The organism is Mycobacterium sp. TH-M106 (assembly GCF_057473765.1).
In genome coordinates this window covers 1-1,571 of the sequence record NZ_JBYCLE010000106.1, presented here as the reverse complement: position 1 = coordinate 1,571, position 1,571 = coordinate 1, and the positions used below count along the sequence as shown (strand labels likewise).

The 1,571-nt window shown below is 60.8% G+C and carries 2 protein-coding genes; both read right to left on the bottom strand.

Translation table 11 applies throughout. The features are described 5' to 3' along the window. On the bottom strand, positions 1–770 hold a 770-nt coding region (locus AC2VOP_RS03550; protein ID WP_486959690.1), incomplete at its 3' end, for a DEAD/DEAH box helicase. 66 nt (positions 771–836) lie between these two features. Then, positions 837–1,466, bottom strand: a complete 630-nt coding sequence (locus tag AC2VOP_RS03545; RefSeq protein ID WP_486959691.1) for a DUF4406 domain-containing protein — start codon at positions 1,464–1,466, stop codon at positions 837–839. Positions 1,467–1,571 lie beyond the last annotated feature (105 nt).

Below are 1,571 nucleotides of genomic sequence, written 5' to 3'. Positions count from 1 at the left end.
AACCGTTCGGCCAGCGTTCTCGCATGCGCGATGTCAACGGCGAAGACCAAGCTTTTGCGCCCGCCTGCGTGCTCTTGGACCGCTTCCACGACCGCATTGATGGCCGCTTGGTCGTTCAGCGCACCTGCGAGGTCTTTCGCGTTGTAGTCGCCTGCGGTCGTTCGTATCGCACTTAGGTTCAAACCCGGAATCTTCACTTTTTTACCACGAACGTCGGACAAGTATCCGCTCAGGATCATCTGCAAAATCGTCTGTTCGTACGTGACCCGTTCGAAGATGTCCCCCAGCGCATGCTTGTCCGCTCGGGTCGGTGTCGCCGTGACGCCCAGCAGCGTGGGACCGTCTTCGGCAAACACGCCAAGCCGTTCCAGAACTCCCACAGCGCCTTCTGCCCGGCTGTGATGACACTCGTCGTAAATAATGAGTCCCGGCGGTCGAATCGCCCGACCGAGGACGAGCGTTTGCGTGGACGCGACCAGAACGTTGCCCAGTTGCTCGTTGCGGCTCCCTTGCACGCGGCCTACGACCGCTTCCGGCCAGACCATGGCGAGCTTTTGCTCCGCTTGGTCGAGGAGTTCACTGCGGTGTGCGAGGATGAGGATGGGGCGCGTCTGGTCCGACGTCCCCCACCAACGCTTCGCAATCGCCCCAAACAAAATTGTCTTGCCCGATCCCGTTGGAAGTACCATCAACTGTCGTCGACACGCCTCAGCAAAGAACGCGTCGACCGCCTCCGCTTGATACGGTCTCAGCGTCAAAGCATGCCCCATCGTCCCATCTCTCCCCATCGCCTTTGCCACCTCGTGAAGCAGCAGCCACCGTGAACGACGGCGACCTCACGGCCCAAACAACGGTCTCTCCATCTCGACTTCGCGCACTTTCACGAACGCCTCAACCGAGACCGGACGAAGGCTGTCCCACTCCAAGATCGGCAGACCAAGCCATTTCGCCACGGCGACTTCCACGTTCGCCCCACGCGAGGACTTCCAGCCCGGCAACACCACGACGCCTTGCGTGCCGTTTAGCATCTTTCGTAGCGCATGACGCATGAGATGCTCCCACGACGCCTCGCGATTCGGCACGTCTTCGGCAGGGCTCACGACGTCATAACCTTGGTCGCGCAAGCTGCGGGCGGCTTCTGCAAACGCTGGATAGTTGTCGTCCGGGTACCCCGTCATCGGTCCGGACAGGTACAGGCGCAGCTTGGTAGGCGGTACAGTCTGACGAGGCTTTCGCTCCGACATTGAGAGCGCCACGTACCCTTCGGCCACACCGAGACCCGTATGCACGTGCGTCACGTAACGCTGCACGCTGCGTCCTGTCTTGAGACCTGTGTCCTTGTCGACCTCGTTCAAGTCGAGGATGTCCCCAGCTTGATAATCTCGGTCGTGCTGTCGTAGTTCCACCGTCTTGTGTCCCGACAACACCGGGGCAAAAAACTCCGGCCAAATCTTGAGCCCATGCATCGTCACGATCTCCCATCTCCTTCAAGCGATAGCCATCGACGCAGGTCGCGTACCGTGTCTCGGACGCCGACCACGGCCCGCAGGCTGGCGGCGATGAGAAGGTCG